Raw genomic sequence first — 14,373 nt, 5'->3', positions numbered from 1 at the left:
TCAGTCCACAGCTCAATCAGGTGAAGGTTCGTTATGACAAAAAAAATCGATCTGACGATTACCCACGATTACCTCAATCCGTTTGCCTCGCCGGACAACCCCAAGCTAAGCCCCGAGCTGGTGGACTACCTGTCAGATAGCGCCTGGTACCACTCCGAACTGTGTCTGCACATTCGCTGCCCGGAAGATGAGCGAGAACGCCTGCAGCAAGCCATCAGCAATACCTTTGCGGAAAAGAGCGAACAACTCAGAGGGGATATTCGCACCCAACGGCTGGTAGCGCTGACACTCCTGGGCTTGGCACTGGCCTTGGTGCTGGCAGGCACGGCTCTGGGCATTGAAGGCACCATCCCCGTGGGAGTCGTTACCGTCACCGCGTGGATGCTGCTCTGGCGTAGCGCAGAGATATTTTTTCTGGATATCCGCAACATTAACCGACAGCTGCGTAAGTACCAGCGCATTGCCAGCGCATCAAAGCAGTTTTGATTGAGGTTGATCGTTCTCACGCTACGCGTGGAAGTCATGCCTGAGTTCTGGCGGGCTGAAAATCCGACTTTTTCAACTGATGACCCATTGCTGCCCTGCATGAAGGGCAGCAATGGGTCGGCTGCTGCCCTTCGTAACTGGTCGTTATCGACCTGACGATGCCAGCCGCTCGACAGAAGTCGCCATTCCATCCCGAGCAATCTTGTCATTTGCCAAAGCTTAAGGCAGGGTCGATACCACTGACATCTCTGCCGAAGGAGTCACTCCATGTCAAAGCTATATCCCAGTATCGATCCTGAGGGGCTGGTCGAGTACTCAGTGGTCTACACCGACCGCTCGCTCAACCACATGTCGCAGTCATTTCAAGGCGTGATGAAGAACATTTCCAGGACCCTGAAACAGGTCTACAACGCCCAGGCTGTTGCGGTGGTTCCGGGTAGCGGCACATTTGGCATGGAAGCGGTGGCTCGACAGTTTGCCACCGGCCAGCAATGCCTGGTGATACGCAACGGCTGGTTCAGTTATCGCTGGAGCCAGATCCTTGAGATGGGCAACATCCCGGCGGCCACCACGGTGCTGAAAGCCCGACCGGTCGAAACGGGTCGCCAGGCTGCCTACGCACCACCTCCTCTGGACGAAGTGCTGGCAGCCATTGCGGCGCAGAAGCCGCAGATTGTCTTCGCCCCCCACGTTGAAACCTCATCAGGGATTATCCTGCCCGACGACTACCTGCGCGCCGTCGGCGACGCCGTGCATGCGGTGGGTGGCCTGTTCGTGCTGGACTGCATCGCCTCAGGCACGATTTGGGTTGATATGCACAAATGCGCCGTCGACCTGCTGATCAGCGCACCGCAGAAAGGCTGGAGCGCTTCCCCTTGCTGCGCCCTGGTGATGCTCAGCTCCCTGGCACTCGAGCGCATCGAGCAGACGCAGAGCAGCAGCTTCGCCTGTGACCTGAAAAAGTGGCTTCAGATCATGCAGGCCTACGAACAGGGCGGACATGCCTACCATGCGACCATGCCCAGCGATTCACTCGCGCGATTCAACGAAGTGATGAAAGAGACGCAAGCCTACGGTTTCGACAAGGTACGCGACGCACAACAGGCGCTGGGCGATCGGGTGCGCGCCATGTTGACCGGCAAAGGCATCAAAAGCGTGGCCGCTGCTGGCTTTCAGGCCCCTGGCGTCGTGGTGAGCTATACCGATGATGCCGACATCAAGAACGGCAAGAAATTTGCCAACCATGGCCTACAGATCGCCGCCGGAGTGCCGTTGCAATGCGACGAGCCGGCCGACTTCCAGACCTTCCGTATCGGCCTGTTCGGACTCGAAAAGCTGCAAAATATCGAGCGCACGGTCAGCACTCTCGAGCAGGCACTGGACGAGGTGATGGTGAACTAAGCCCGCATCTTGCCTGGGCACTGCCGGCCCATGGCGCTGATCTTCGAATATGACGCTGGTCGTCCGGACGTCATGTCAGAACCACAAGGGAAAGCCCGTGCACGCGTCTTACTGACGCGTGTGCCACGGTGGAAGAGCCCCTTCGAAAAGTGAAAAGGCTCGACTCAGAAAACTGTTGAAGCGAGCGGCATCACGCCGCAGCCCTGCCTGTTGACCACCAATCAGGCACAGATGGGCCACCCGACCAATCACTTCTGCTTCGCCTGGCATAGGGACCAAGCGGCGGCACGTCCGTATCGCGAAGTCCAGTCGTCTTGTGTCAACACGCTGCTGAAACTCGCCTACCAACGGATCGTGCAGCGACCAGGCGCGGATGGAAACTTCCCGCCCAGGTTGTTTCTCAGCGGCAATACTCAAGTAGCGTTTCAGGATTTCGCCCGCGCTACGACCCTGCGCCGCATAAGTGAGCATGCGCTCCGTGTAGTCTTCTTCCCAAGCGGCCAGCAAGGTGCGGACAAAGTCTTCGCGATTGCGGAAATGGTGATAGAACGATCCGCGGGTCACATTCAATCGACGCGATAGACTCTCGGCCGAAACGCCACTATGTCCTATTTGGTCGAGGGCCTCAAAACCAGCCGCGATCCAATGGTTGCGAGTTAATTTTCCCACCCGTTATTTCGCTCCATGTTTAGCGCCATACAGACTGTGTATGGCGCGCAACCGATTGATACGCTGCGAACACCAGCAAAGATAGCCGTTGCGTTTTGCACGCTAGCACTTTTCATGGAGCTCGCCTTGAAGAAAATCGTTCTGGTTGCTTTCGACCAATTCACTGATATCGACCTATTCCTGATGTGGGACATTTTGGGTCGCAACACTGAGGACTGGAACGTCCGGATATTGGGTTCCAGCGCTATCGTGCGATCGGCGCATGGCCTGCCTGTTTCGGTGCACGGTCCGCTTTCCGAGGCCAATAATGCCGACGCGGTATTGTTCGTCAGCGGCAAGGAAGGGATACCCGCTGCACTTGCCGCCCCGGATTTCCTGCCGTCGTTTGAACTTGACTCCAGACGCCAGCGAATCGGCTCCATATGCGCCGGAGCGTTCATTCTCGAACGGCTTGGGCTGCTCAGCGGCCAAGCAACTACACATCCGGATGCACGATCGAGCTTGCAAGCTCTGGGACTTGAACCCGTGGACCATCCTCTTGTTTGCCAGGGGAACGTTGCAACGGCTGGCGGATGCCTTTCGGCGCTCTATCTGGTGGGATGGCTGGTTGAATCCTGGTTCGATGTCGGCAAGCGCCGTGCGACGTTGCTTCCTGTTTTGCCAGCTGGGCAGCAAGAGCTCTATGATGCGTTGATCGGGCTCAGCATCCGACAAGGAGCGTTATACGACAAACCATCGCAACAAGAAACGCGACATGGCATGTCATCTAATTGGTAGTTGGAACTCAGGAGAGATCCCCGATGCCCCGAGAATTTGAACTCATTATGTCCGTGCCAGTACCCTCGAGGTCCGGCATCACCCACCTTTACAAGTCGATGAACCTGGCGGACGCTTTTGCGATTCGGCTCCCGGCGGGCACCTCCAGCAATCCAGATGTGCTGGCTCGATTCATCCTTTCCCACCAGCCATCCTGGATCGGATGGCTCATGAAAGTCCGAGACACTATCGTTGCCTGTTTTGGTATCAAGACAGCCAGACATTTGGCAACGCTTGCTGATCGGATTCAAATCTTCAAGGTCTACAGCTCGAACCAGACTGAAATCGTGTTGGGAGAGGACGACAAGCACCTCGACTTCCGGATATCGATCCTGTGTTCTGGAGAGGCAGAGCCAGAAGGCAGTCGCCAACTCGTTTTTTCAACCGTGGTCCAGTGCCACAACCGTCTAGGCCGGGCCTACATATTCGTTATTGCCCCGTTTCACCGCTTGGTTGTTAAGGCCAGCCTCCTCCGTGCAGCACGCATCGGTTGGCCTCTGGCTACCGGCTCCGAAGGCTGAGAGCCGTTGCTGATCCATTGGGCACGAGATTGCGTGACTTTGTCGGTGCCACGCGGGTGCTGGATTTCAACGAAGATGCGCGATGAAGGAGCCAGGGGATGCCCTTAAATCTGCCTTATCCTCGCCACATTTTGTCTACCTGCTAACCGCCGCGTGCGCCACAAATAGCGGCCACCGTCGAAAACAAGCAAGCCCACCGCCATCCAGATTGGGATTTAGGATAATGGTGGTCTGGCCCCGGTTTCCCCACGGCGCTGATCTTCGACGAATATGACGCTGGTCGTCCGGACGTCATGTTAGAACCACAAGAGAAAGCCCGTGCATGTGCCTTACTGACACGTGCGCCCTTCAGCGCTATCAGAAAAGATTTCCAGCGAAGCTTTTCACGGGGCGCATGATTGGCGGCTGTATGATCTGGATCGACTCAAAGGTGACTGTGGGAACAGGCAGAAATCGGCCAGAAGCGGCCGGTGAAACAGGGTCGCTACGATCTCCATAAATGGGGAATTACACCCACGCATCCGGGCGTTTACCACCTGATTTGAGGATTATTCCCCACTCACCTTTTCTCTAACTCGAAACGCCCGGAAGCAGTTTATTAATTAAGTTGAACTTTTTTCGCTCTATTGAAATGGCTCATTAGTTGCACCGCCCCTCGTACCCGCAATAGCTGTCGTCCCGGACATCATGCAGACGACAGGGCTTGGCAGATTCGGCATGACAGGAGGGGTGAAAAATGAAACGCGCGACACCACCATGCCGCTCCGTCGCCTTGCTGCTCGGGTCAAGCCTGCGCTGTCCGATGCGCCTTACCCTGACCACCGCCAACGCCATGCCGCTGGATGATTTCGGTCCGCCACCACCGACGGCCCCTTCGGCATCTACTAACCCGCCGGCCGCCCCCAAGGCCGCGCCGGATGCCTTGCTGACTTTGCTGGCCGGACATCATCCCGCCATCCGTCAGCCTGTGGGCGGCGACATCACCGGCCACCAGTTAGCTGTTCGTCTTGATTGGCACACTGTTCATCCTGCCGGTGATTCTGATGTACACCTTCAGGAGCTATTGGGTGTTCTGCGCAAAAGTGAGGATTGGTGATGTCTTCCACTGTTAAATCAATTGCTCGAATCACGAATAGGCCGATACCCCGTTATAAGCAGGTCGCTCATTTGAGCCTAATGTTTATAGCGTTGCTGATTATGTTGGCGTTGAGCGCTTTCGTAGCGATGGAGTTGCCCCTCGGAACGCTCTGACGGTGGATGAGGCCGATCGCCCTCCGGACTGAACCACAGTGTTACCCGTAACGACCCGAACCGAAGTGAGAAAATCCCCCTTCGCTCAACCAGAAAGCCCCCACACTTGAGCCGAGTGCGGGGGCTTTTCTTCGAGCACGAAAACCAGTCGCGCCTACCCGGTCTACCTAGACCTGCGTCACTAGTTTGAGACCTTGAGTCCAACACGCAGCTATCGGCCAATTTGAGCCAATGCTGACCGACAGCCTGGGCTGCTTGAAGACATTCGGGTATGAGCAAAGCGTGGCACAGTTTCCGGGGATATTTCGACGTCGTAGCGTCGCCGCGGCAAGGAGTTTTAGTGAGTTGGCATGGCTGGGGGATAGCAGTTGCGAGAGAAATAAATCTCATTCGCCATTTTTATGACGCTCGTCTGAAAATCGTCGGATAAATGGCGCTTCGCGTTGAGCTTTTACCTTCCTGACCTAGGCTCAAGCCATGTGGGAGGAGGTGCAGTCCATGCGCAAATTATTGATTGGCTCGTCGATGCTGGCCTGTCTGATGGTGCTTGGCGGCTGGTTGAGTCGACCACAGCCGTTGCCGGTCAGGCTGCTAGAGGTTGAGCGGGGGCCGGTGGAGACGCTGGTGGCCAACACTCGCGCGGGTACGCTGAAGTCCTGTCGACGCTCGCATCTGTCCTTCAATGTCGGCGGCCAGGTTGCCGAGTTGCTGATCGGCGAGGGCCAGCGGGTTCAGCCGGGACAGGTGCTCATGCGCCTGCGACAGGACGAGCAACAGGCCCGGCTGCAGGAGGCCGAGGCGCGGCTGGAGGCCCAACGCAACGCCCGCGAACAGCGCTGCCAGCAGGCTAATCTGGACCGGCGCGACCTAGATCGCCTGGGCCTTCTGGCCGACCGCAAGCTGGTTGCCGCCGATCGTCTCGATCAGGCCGAGACCAAGGCTCACCTGGCGAAGCTGATGTGCAGTGCCACTGCCGTGCTGATCCGCGAGGCCGACGCCAGCCTGCAGTTGCAGCGTTCACTGCTGGAGCAGACGACCCTGCGTGCGCCATTCGCCGGCATAGTCGCAGAAATCAACGGCGAACTCGGCGAGTTCGTCACCCCTTCGCCGCCGGGTATTCCCACGCCGCCGGCGATCGACCTGATCGACGACAGCTGCCTGTATGTCGAGGCGCCGATCGATGAGGTGGACGCTGCCCGGGTTCGCCCCGGAACCGCCGTGCGGATCAGCCTGGATGCCTTCCGTGGCCAGCATTTCGCCGGCCGCGTCAGCCGCATCGCGCCCTATGTGCGTGAACTGGAGAAGCAGGCGCGCACCGTCGATGTCGAGGTGCGCTTCGACCAGCCGCCGGCCGATCTGGTCCTGCTCACCGGCTATAGCGCCGATGTCGAGATCCTCTTGGAGCAGCGCGCACGTGCTTTGCGCATCCCCACCGAGACCCTGCTGGAGGGGCAGCACGTGCTGCGATATGACCCGACCACCCGGGTGTTACGCGAGGTGGAGGTGCAAACCGGGTTGAGCAACTGGCGCTGGACCGAGGTGCTCGCAGGGCTGGACGAGGACGCGCGTATAGTCGCCAGCCTCGAGCAGGAAGGGCTCAAGGACAACGTGGCGGTGATCCCGGTGGATGCGGCGGAGACTGAGCAATGATCCGTCTGCGCGGCGGTAGCCGCAGTTTCCAGTTGGGCGAGCAGCAGGTGATGGGGCTGGACGGCCTGGATCTGGACATCGCCGCCGGTGACTACATGGCGGTGATGGGCCCGTCGGGCTCGGGCAAGTCGACCCTGCTGAACATCCTCGGTTTGCTCGATGCGCCGAGCGCCGGCGAATACTGGCTGCAGGGCGAGGCCACGGCGACGCTGAGCGAGGCGCGGCGCGCCCAATTGCGCAGCCAACTGATAGGTTTCGTGTTCCAGTCCTACCACCTGATCGCACGGCTGACGGTGCTGGAAAACATCGAGCTGCCGATGGTCCTCGCTGGCATCGGCGCGGCGCAACGGCACAAGCGCAGCAGCCAATTGGTGGCGCGCCTGGGGCTGGGCGAACGCATTGCCCACCGCCCAGCCGAGCTGTCCGGTGGTCAGCGCCAGCGCGTCGCCATCGCCCGGGCGATGGTCATGCAACCGGCGCTGTTGTTGGCCGACGAGCCCACCGGCAATCTCGATAGCCAGGCCGGCGCCGAGGTCTTCAGCCTGCTGGAGGAGCTCAACGGCGAGGGCCTGACCCTGATAGTGGTGACCCACGACGCCAGCCTGGGCGCCCGCGCGCAGCGCCAGTTACACATGCGTGACGGGCGGATCCACACTGCTGCGCCGCAGCGGGCGCTGACCTGATGCGCGCTGCCGATGCCCTGGGCTTCTGGCTCGGCGCCTTGCGTGGGCATCGCTCGCGCAGCTTGATGCTGCTGCTGGCCATCTCTATCGGCGTGGTTGCGGTCAATCTGCTCACCGGTCTCGGCGCGGGGGCGCGGGCCTTCGTCCTGAACGAGTTCTCGCTGCTCGGGCGCGACATCCTGATCGTTTTCCCGGGCCGCAAGGAAACCACGGGGCGCATGCCGCCGCTCACCGGCCTGACGCCGCACGAGTTGACCTTGCAGGACGTCCAGGCCATCACCCAGTTGCCGGGCATCCGCCGGGTCGCGCCGCTGCAGGCCGGGCAGATGGAGGTGATAGTCGGCAACCGCAATCGTGAGGTGCTGACCCTGGGCACCACCCGGGACTTCTTCGCCATTCGCCAACTGACGGTCGTCCAGGGCCAACCCCTGCCGGCGCTGGACCCTGAGCAGGCCGAGGCCGTCTGCGTGATCGGCGGCAAACTCCGGCGCGAGCTATTCGGTGCGCGTCCGGCCCTGGGTGAATGGTTGCGCGCCGGCGACCGGCGCTTCCGGGTGGTCGGCATCCTCGGTGAGCGGGGCGAATCCCTGGGGATGGATTTCGCCGAGATGTTGATCATCCCGGTGGCCAGTGCCCAGGCCTTGTTCAATCGCGAGGGGTTGTTGCGGGTGTTTGTCGAGGTGCGTGGTCCAAGCTTTCTCGACCGTAGCAAGCGGCTGATACTCGCCGCGCTCAAGGAGCGCCACGAGGGTAAGGAAGACATCACCCTGATCAGTCAGGACAGCCTGCTCAGCGCCTTCGACGAGATACTCGGGGTGCTGACCCTGGCAGTGGCCGGGATTGCCGCGATCAGCCTGCTGGTGGCAGGTATCCTGATCATGAACGTGACCTGGATTGCGGTGAGCCAGCGCAGCGCCGAGATCGGCCTGCTCAAAGCCATAGGTGTGACGGCGGCGCAGCTGCGCCTGCTGTTCCTCGGCGAGGCGGCGTTGCTCGCACTGACGGGGGCGCTGGCGGGGCTACTTCTGGCCGAAACCTTGCTCTGGCTGGGGCGCCTGGCGTTCGATCTGCCGCTCTATGCACCCTGGTGGGCGCGGGCTAGCGCAGTGCTGCTGGCACTCGGCACGGCGCTGCTGTTCGCCTGGCTGCCGGCCGCTCGGGCCTCGGCGCTGGAGCCGGTGGCGGCGCTACGCCCGCCGGGAGCGCACTGATGCGCTGGCAAGATGGTTTCCGGCTGACCAGCTCGGCGCTGACCTGTCGCCCCTTGCGCAGCCTGCTGACCCTACTCGGGGTAGCGATCGGGATAGCCGCCGTGACGCTGCTCACGGCCATAGGCGAAGGCGTGCGCGGCTATGTGCTGGAGAACTTCTCGCAGTTTGGTACGCGGATCATCACTGTGCGCCCGGGCAAGACCCAGACCAGCGGCCTCGGCGGTCTGCTCGGCAGCGTACGGCCACTGACTATCAGTGATACCGACGCCCTGCGGCGCTTGCCGCATGTCGAGGCGGCGGTGCCGATCATTCAGGGCAGCGGGGATATCCAGTTCGGTCAACTGAGCCGGCGCAGCGACATTCTCGGTGGCGGCCATCAGCTGGCGCAGGCCTGGCGCATGCAACTGAGCCTGGGCGAGTTCCTGCCCGTGGCCCGTGACGGTCGTTCGCCGCCCTATGTGGTGCTCGGCCATCAGTTGCGTGTCGAGCTGTTCGGTGAACGCAATCCGCTGGGCGAGCTGATCCGCGTCGGGGGCGTGCGTTTCCGAGTGATAGGCGTGATGGCGGAAAAGGGCCAATTGCTCGGCTTCAACCTCGACGATATCGCCTACATCCCGGTGGATTGGGCCGAAAGCCTGTTCAACCGCACCGGGGTGGTCAAAGTCCATGTGGTGTTCGGCGCCGGCACCACTTCGCAGGCGTTGAGTCGGCAGATTCGCCAGGTGCTCGGCGAACGGCACGGCGTGGAGGACTTCAGTCTGAGCACCCAGGACGACATGCTGCGCAGCTTCAACCGCGTTCTCGGCACCCTGAGCCTGGCCATCGGTGCCTTGGGGGGCATTTCCCTGTTGGTCGGCGCCGTCGGCATTCTCACCATCATGACTACCACTGTGGGCGAGCGCACGGCGGAAATCGGCCTGTTGCGGGCGATTGGTGCCAGTCCGCGGCAGGTGCTCGGGCTGTTTCTCGCCGAAGCGACACTGCTGTCCCTGGCCGGTGGTCTGCTTGGTCTGCTGTTGATGGGCCTCCTGCTCGGGCTACTGCACCTGGCCATGCCGAGCCTGCCCTTGGCGCTGCAGCCGCTGTTTCTGCTACTGGCGCTGCTGCTGGCGGCGGTGCTCGGCATTCTCGCCGGCCTGGCTCCGGCACTGCGGGCGGCCCGCCTGCATCCGGTGGCGGCTCTGCGCAGTGAATAGCGGCCAGGCCAATGAGCCTGACGGGCTAGCTGTACGCTGCGTGACGATAACGCCGGCGCTGGGCCGGTGATTTTAATTGGTTGGCAGCGGCAAAAACTGAGTGCAACACCTGACCGCTTCGGTAGGGTGTTGCCATGTTTTATCACGAACTCAGCGTTGAAGAGCGCGTCACGATCCATTTCGTTAACCTGGGCGACATTTCCTATTGGTTTGCCTTGTGGTCGGGTAGCAGTGTTTGATAAAGCTGGTAGACAGTGGGGGCGAGTCCATACATAAATAAGGGCAGGATTTTCACCCGCCCTCCTCCGGTTGCCTAACCTCGCAGGAAAGCGAGTAAATCGGCGTTGATCGTATCGGCGTTCGTTGTAGGCATTCCGTGTGGGTAGCCCGAGTAGGTTTTCAGCGTGCTGTTCTGCAAGAGTCTGGCTGACAAGGGCCCGGATTTTTCATAAGGCACGATCTGATCATCATCACCATGCATCACCAGCACGGGGATCTTGATGCTCTTCAGATCGTCGGTAAAGTCGGTCTGGGAAAAGGCTACGATCCCGTCGTAATGTGCCTTTGCGCTGCCCATCATGCCTTGGCGCCACCAGTTCAGGATGATGCCCTCGGACGGTTTGGCACCCGGGCGGTTATAACCGTAGAAAGGTCCCGCTGGAACGTCGTGGTAGAACTGTGCACGGTTGGCTTTGAGCTGTGCCTGCAAGTCATCGAAAACCGACTTCGGCAAGCCACCAGGATTAGCCGGGGTCTGAACCATCAGCGGAGGCACGGCGCTGATGATGGCGGCCTTGGACACTCGGTCTTCGCCGTGGCGAGCAATGTAATGAATGACTTCACCACCGCCGGTGGAGTGCCCCACATGGGCTGCGCCCTGCACGCCAAGATGGTCGACTACGGCCGCGACGTCATCGGCATAGTGATCCATGTCGTGCCCGTCCCAGACCTGGCTGGATCGCCCATGACCGCGTCGGTCGTGTGCAACCACCCGGTAGCCGTTCGCCAGGAAAAATAGCATTTGCGCATCCCAGTCGTCCGCGCTGAGCGGCCATCCGTGATGGAAAAAGACCACTGGGGCATCGCGTGGTCCCCAGTCTTTATAAAAGATCTCAACACCGTCCTGCGTAGTGACATAACCCATGTTCGCATCTCCCGAATGAAATGGAGACCATGACCAGAATCGTGTACTGATCGCGCCCCTTGTTGAACAAGTGCAGCCCACCCCATAGGCGGTTCTGAGACGGGTCCTGGTCCGGCTTTCGCCTATCCCTGCATTCCATGGCGTTTGAGCAACGCATGACATCCGCGCCGCTTGGCCACCAAATCACTTTAGGTTTAAAGTCAACTTTAAGGTCAATGGTTTTCTGGGGGGAATATGAGAATAGGCGAACTGGCGAAAATCAGCGGATTGGCGCCTTCACGTATTCGTTTCTACGAAGCGAGCGGCCTGATTAAATCTGTCGTGCGCAAAGCCAATGGGTATCGGGACTACGCCCCTGACACAGAGTGGGTTCTGGAGATCATCACGGGCGCTCAGGCAGCGGGGTTTTCATTGGAAGAAATCCGACAATTGCTGCCGATGAATGCGAACGGTTGGCAGCATGAAGAGTTGCTCAGCGGGCTCAAACGCAAGGTTGAGGAAATCGAAGTTTTGCAGCAACGGCTGGCCCAGAATAAGGCACAACTTCTTCTGGTTATCGAGGGCATTGAAAGCAAGCCGGAAGGCATGGGTTGCGTGGACAACACGCAGTTGTTATTGCATCGTCTGCGCGAGGAAGGTGTGGCGGCCGCACCGCGCGGCCGTGATACCGCATCGTCCAAGTAAGGCGTCACCTGTCAGGCTTTTGAGGCCTGACAGATATTTGCCTGTTCGTTAAATCAGTGCGTGTCAGCCAGTACCGCCAACGGCTTCGGCGCGTAGAGCGCACTTTGGAACGCTGGCACGTATTCGTACTTCATCATTTTCCCCAGCTTCAAGGAGCGGATGTAGTTCGACAGGCTGCCGTCGCCCAGCGTGAGAGTTGCCGAATCCGCGCTCGTGCTGGAGCCGTGGCTGAGCTGGCGGGAAACAGCATATCCATAGGCTAACCGGCCTTGGTGATCAAGATTGGTGAAACTGCTGGTGACGATATCGACGTCACTGGACAGGTCGTCGAGCTTCTGCGCTTTGAAGGACACGTCCACTTTGCCGGTCTCGCTATCGGTAATGTCATAGACCACCGATTGGGCATCTTCTTTGCGGTCAATCCCCGTCAGCCATTTCGGCAGGTTATAACCGACGGCACCACGAACCCTCGCAAGCTCTGTATTGACCGGCAACTTGAGTACATAACCCCAGAAGTCTCCAGACATCGACTGGCCAATCAGCGTAACCGGCCCCAGATTGGCTTTGCCCGGTTTGTTGGTGATGATCGACACCGCGACTTCGTTATAGGCGTCGTTATCGCAGTGTTCATAGGTGTACGCGGTAAACGCAATCAGGCCTCGACCAGGCCAGATTTGCAGAGGCTGGACGGTTGCCAACACTTCGGGTGGCATCAGTGCCCGGAGCTTGTCCAGATCTGCCGTATAGACAGCCGTTACGCGACTGTTCTGGTAGTAAAAGTTTGGCGAGAACGATTCAAAGCCTATGTCGACCTTGTTCTTCTCCAACCCTTTGAACCAGCTCAAATCAACGCCTGGTACTTCTGCTGCAATCACCGACAAAGGAGGGTTGGAGCGAAAGCGATCGTACAAACCGCCCTTGACGACGGGCACCTGGTGACCGGCGATATCGATCATGGTTGTGTCGGTCGGGCTGGGCATTTCAGGCATCCCCGCCAACGCATGGTTGGCGAACGTGTTGAACAGCAATCCTGTTAAAACGGCGCTTGCGAGTTTCAATCTGTCTCTCTCCAGGTGATTGCATCTGCTTGATGGCGTCGGCCAGGGCCGGCTTCTGAGGCCGGCTTGAAATCACCTTAACGTTAAACTGAACTTTAAGGTCAAGCGCTGGAAAGGCAGATTTTCAGTTTGTTCGCAGCAGCGTTTTCAACGTGCCATCGACCAGGATTCAGCGATTCGAGATTGAGGGTTTTGGCCCTCCATTGGTGATGGCAAATGCAGTGAATGGCTCACCCGCCTGTCTTCAAGAGTCCATATACAGACGCCCAGAAGCTCAACCGCGGACCAAATAGGCCCCTGGCGGAACCCGATGTCGCAGCTTCTTGCATTTGCCGGGTGCGGGCTGATGCCCCGGTGGGCGATCCGGGAACCAGATTCGGCATTTGCCCGGCGGCGGCCAATGGCCGCGGGGAATCTCGACCGCATCGTTTGTACCCGCAGGCTCGGTGGAAGCCATTTGCATGTTTGTTTCGGGTCCCGGCCTGCCAACCATAGGCGAGTCCAATACCGGCGCTGCCTCTGCGCGAGCGAAGTTGCCAGCGTCGCGCCCAGTGTTCGGTGCAGGTTGTTCGGCAATGCTGATTTCTTCTTCGCTGCGCCTTTGGGTCTCCACTTCCGGCTTGTTCAGTACGGCGACCCTGTCTGCGTTGGCACTGGGTGGGATACCGGTAGCCTGGGCCCGCTGCGCAGCCTGTATCAATTGCAAGTTGCGGTTACGTAGCTCGACGTTACGACCCACCCGAATGTTCGAGCGCATCGCCAAGGTTTCAGCCTGCTGGTACTGCCCCTGCTGAAGACGCAACACACCGAGGTAATGCAGCGTCGCGGGATTGTTCGGCTGGATATGCAGGGCCCGCTCCAGCGTGGCAGCAGCCTGGTCCAACTGGCCATTTTCATACTGCCGCGAAGCCGTTTCGATCAAGGTGGTTGATGCGCTGTTGCTTTGCGCTGTCGCTCTTCGCTCAGCAGCCACCGAATAAAGCGACGCGCTGGCGCATAACGCCAGGATGAAACCTGTCAGAAAACGTTTGGTTGGCATCAGCGGGCGAACTCGATTGATCTCTCGTGGCACGATCGTACAACCGACCACAGCACTCGATACAGGGCTCCAACTGACCTGCCCGGCAGCCTGAAGTTCCCGCTGCAACGACCAGCGTAACCCGTGTTTTTTTGCCACCCCATCACTGAGCGTGAAGGTTGATGCAACTTAAAAGCGCTGGTGATATCGAGTTTGAACTGCGCACCGATCCCGGTGGGGCGGCACCTCAAGCGGACTGGCTACCTAGACATGACACCAATCCCTTGTAGGAGCTGGCTTGCCGGCGATGGACGTCAACGATAACGCGTGCTGTCTGAATTAACGCGTTGTCCGGTCGTTTTTCGCGGGCAAGCCTCGCTCCTACAGGGAATCGCATACGCTTTTGATTCCCACCACTCATCAGGCCGAGCGTTAGCTCGCCTTCCGCTTTTGATCTAAGCGCCCCCTCGAGAGGCCGAGCGCAGGTTCTGCGCAGTGGGCAACCCGGCATGGATGCCGGGTTAGCCGCCCCCGGCCATGGATGGCCGATGGCGGCGGGCCCACGGAGCAGGACCGGAGCGAGGG

General features: G+C 59.6%; 13 protein-coding genes and 1 pseudogene. 10 read left to right on the top strand and 4 right to left on the bottom strand.

Annotated elements, in window-relative coordinates; genetic code table 11:
- Positions 1 to 33: 33 nt before the first annotated feature.
- Together IB245_RS25130 and IB245_RS25125 are read left to right on the top strand one after the other, a co-directional pair.
- Positions 34 to 486 (top strand): hypothetical protein, encoded by a 453-nt coding sequence (locus IB245_RS25130; protein WP_008029433.1) that lies wholly within the window; start codon positions 34 to 36, stop codon positions 484 to 486.
- A 267-nt stretch (positions 487 to 753) separates the two neighbouring features.
- Entirely contained in the window at positions 754 to 1,887 is a 1,134-nt protein-coding gene (locus tag IB245_RS25125; RefSeq protein ID WP_192229005.1) for an aminotransferase class V-fold PLP-dependent enzyme, read from the top strand.
- A 108-nt stretch (positions 1,888 to 1,995) separates the two neighbouring features.
- Here the strand turns inward: IB245_RS25125 and IB245_RS25120 are convergent, their stop codons facing one another.
- Positions 1,996 to 2,556 (bottom strand): TetR/AcrR family transcriptional regulator, encoded by a 561-nt coding sequence (locus IB245_RS25120; protein ID WP_192229004.1) that lies wholly within the window; start codon positions 2,554 to 2,556, stop codon positions 1,996 to 1,998.
- A 126-nt stretch (positions 2,557 to 2,682) separates the two neighbouring features.
- Between IB245_RS25120 and IB245_RS25115 the strand changes: the two genes are divergently transcribed.
- The 7 genes and pseudogenes from IB245_RS25115 (at position 2,683) to IB245_RS25085 (ending at position 9,884) form a co-directional block, all read left to right on the top strand.
- Positions 2,683 to 3,333 (top strand): DJ-1/PfpI family protein, encoded by a 651-nt coding sequence (locus tag IB245_RS25115; protein ID WP_192229003.1) that lies wholly within the window; start codon positions 2,683 to 2,685, stop codon positions 3,331 to 3,333.
- A 23-nt stretch (positions 3,334 to 3,356) separates the two neighbouring features.
- Complete coding sequence (locus tag IB245_RS25110) at positions 3,357 to 3,893, top strand: DUF2867 domain-containing protein (protein WP_192229002.1); 537 nt, start codon at positions 3,357 to 3,359, stop codon at positions 3,891 to 3,893.
- A gap of 935 nt (positions 3,894 to 4,828) precedes the next feature.
- Positions 4,829 to 5,005: pseudogene (locus tag IB245_RS29130) on the top strand (ubiquinol oxidase subunit II); the annotation flags it as partial.
- A 637-nt stretch (positions 5,006 to 5,642) separates the two neighbouring features.
- Entirely contained in the window at positions 5,643 to 6,794 is a 1,152-nt protein-coding gene (locus tag IB245_RS25100) for an efflux RND transporter periplasmic adaptor subunit (RefSeq protein WP_177318176.1), read from the top strand.
- Positions 6,791 to 7,477, top strand: a complete 687-nt coding sequence (locus IB245_RS25095) for an ABC transporter ATP-binding protein (RefSeq protein ID WP_008033381.1) — start codon at positions 6,791 to 6,793, stop codon at positions 7,475 to 7,477. Before IB245_RS25100 ends, IB245_RS25095 begins: the two co-directional genes overlap by 4 nt.
- Positions 7,477 to 8,688 (top strand): ABC transporter permease, encoded by a 1,212-nt coding sequence (locus IB245_RS25090; protein ID WP_192229001.1) that lies wholly within the window; start codon positions 7,477 to 7,479, stop codon positions 8,686 to 8,688. Before IB245_RS25095 ends, IB245_RS25090 begins: the two co-directional genes overlap by 1 nt.
- Entirely contained in the window at positions 8,688 to 9,884 is a 1,197-nt protein-coding gene (locus IB245_RS25085) for an ABC transporter permease (protein ID WP_192229000.1), read from the top strand. Before IB245_RS25090 ends, IB245_RS25085 begins: the two co-directional genes overlap by 1 nt.
- Before the next feature lie 313 nt (positions 9,885 to 10,197).
- Here the strand turns inward: IB245_RS25085 and IB245_RS25080 are convergent, their stop codons facing one another.
- Positions 10,198 to 11,028 carry an alpha/beta fold hydrolase gene (locus IB245_RS25080; protein WP_192228999.1) on the bottom strand — a complete coding sequence of 277 codons (831 nt, stop codon included), beginning with the start codon at positions 11,026 to 11,028 and terminating at the stop codon, positions 10,198 to 10,200.
- A gap of 234 nt (positions 11,029 to 11,262) precedes the next feature.
- Here IB245_RS25080 and IB245_RS25075 point away from each other — a divergent pair, with 234 nt between their 5' ends.
- A complete protein-coding gene (locus IB245_RS25075) occupies positions 11,263 to 11,712 on the top strand; it encodes a MerR family transcriptional regulator (RefSeq protein ID WP_008029448.1) in 450 nt (149 codons plus the stop codon).
- Positions 11,713 to 11,765: 53 nt separating this feature from the next.
- Here IB245_RS25075 and IB245_RS25070 read toward each other — a convergent pair whose 3' ends face one another.
- Positions 11,766 to 12,770, bottom strand: a complete 1,005-nt coding sequence (locus IB245_RS25070; protein ID WP_192228998.1) for an acetoacetate decarboxylase (ADC) — start codon at positions 12,768 to 12,770, stop codon at positions 11,766 to 11,768.
- Between the two features lie 274 nt (positions 12,771 to 13,044).
- Positions 13,045 to 13,809 (bottom strand): tetratricopeptide repeat protein, encoded by a 765-nt coding sequence (locus tag IB245_RS25065; RefSeq protein ID WP_192228997.1) that lies wholly within the window; start codon positions 13,807 to 13,809, stop codon positions 13,045 to 13,047.
- Positions 13,810 to 14,373: the final 564 nt, after the last annotated feature.

The organism is Pseudomonas sp. PDM02 (assembly GCF_014852285.1).
Taxonomy (GTDB): Bacteria; Pseudomonadota; Gammaproteobacteria; order Pseudomonadales; family Pseudomonadaceae; genus Aquipseudomonas; species Aquipseudomonas migulae.
The sequence above is the reverse complement of the archived record's forward strand: the minus strand, read 5'-3'. Positions and strand labels throughout refer to the sequence as shown.

What these genes read in the sequence shown, in the direction of transcription:
- IB245_RS25085 (WP_192229000.1), top strand. Translation starts at nt 8,688, where the DNA reads ATGCGCTGGCAAGATGGTTTCCGGCTGACCAGCTCGGCGCTGACCTGT.
- IB245_RS25130 (WP_008029433.1), top strand. Translation starts at nt 34, where the DNA reads ATGACAAAAAAAATCGATCTGACGATTACCCACGATTACCTCAATCCG.
- IB245_RS25080 (WP_192228999.1), bottom strand. Translation starts at nt 11,028, where the DNA reads ATGGGTTATGTCACTACGCAGGACGGTGTTGAGATCTTTTATAAAGAC.
- IB245_RS25090 (WP_192229001.1), top strand. Translation starts at nt 7,477, where the DNA reads ATGCGCGCTGCCGATGCCCTGGGCTTCTGGCTCGGCGCCTTGCGTGGG.
- IB245_RS25100 (WP_177318176.1), top strand. Translation starts at nt 5,643, where the DNA reads ATGCGCAAATTATTGATTGGCTCGTCGATGCTGGCCTGTCTGATGGTG.
- IB245_RS25095 (WP_008033381.1), top strand. Translation starts at nt 6,791, where the DNA reads ATGATCCGTCTGCGCGGCGGTAGCCGCAGTTTCCAGTTGGGCGAGCAG.
- IB245_RS25125 (WP_192229005.1), top strand. Translation starts at nt 754, where the DNA reads ATGTCAAAGCTATATCCCAGTATCGATCCTGAGGGGCTGGTCGAGTAC.
- IB245_RS25110 (WP_192229002.1), top strand. Translation starts at nt 3,357, where the DNA reads ATGCCCCGAGAATTTGAACTCATTATGTCCGTGCCAGTACCCTCGAGG.
- IB245_RS25075 (WP_008029448.1), top strand. Translation starts at nt 11,263, where the DNA reads ATGAGAATAGGCGAACTGGCGAAAATCAGCGGATTGGCGCCTTCACGT.
- IB245_RS25065 (WP_192228997.1), bottom strand. Translation starts at nt 13,809, where the DNA reads ATGCCAACCAAACGTTTTCTGACAGGTTTCATCCTGGCGTTATGCGCC.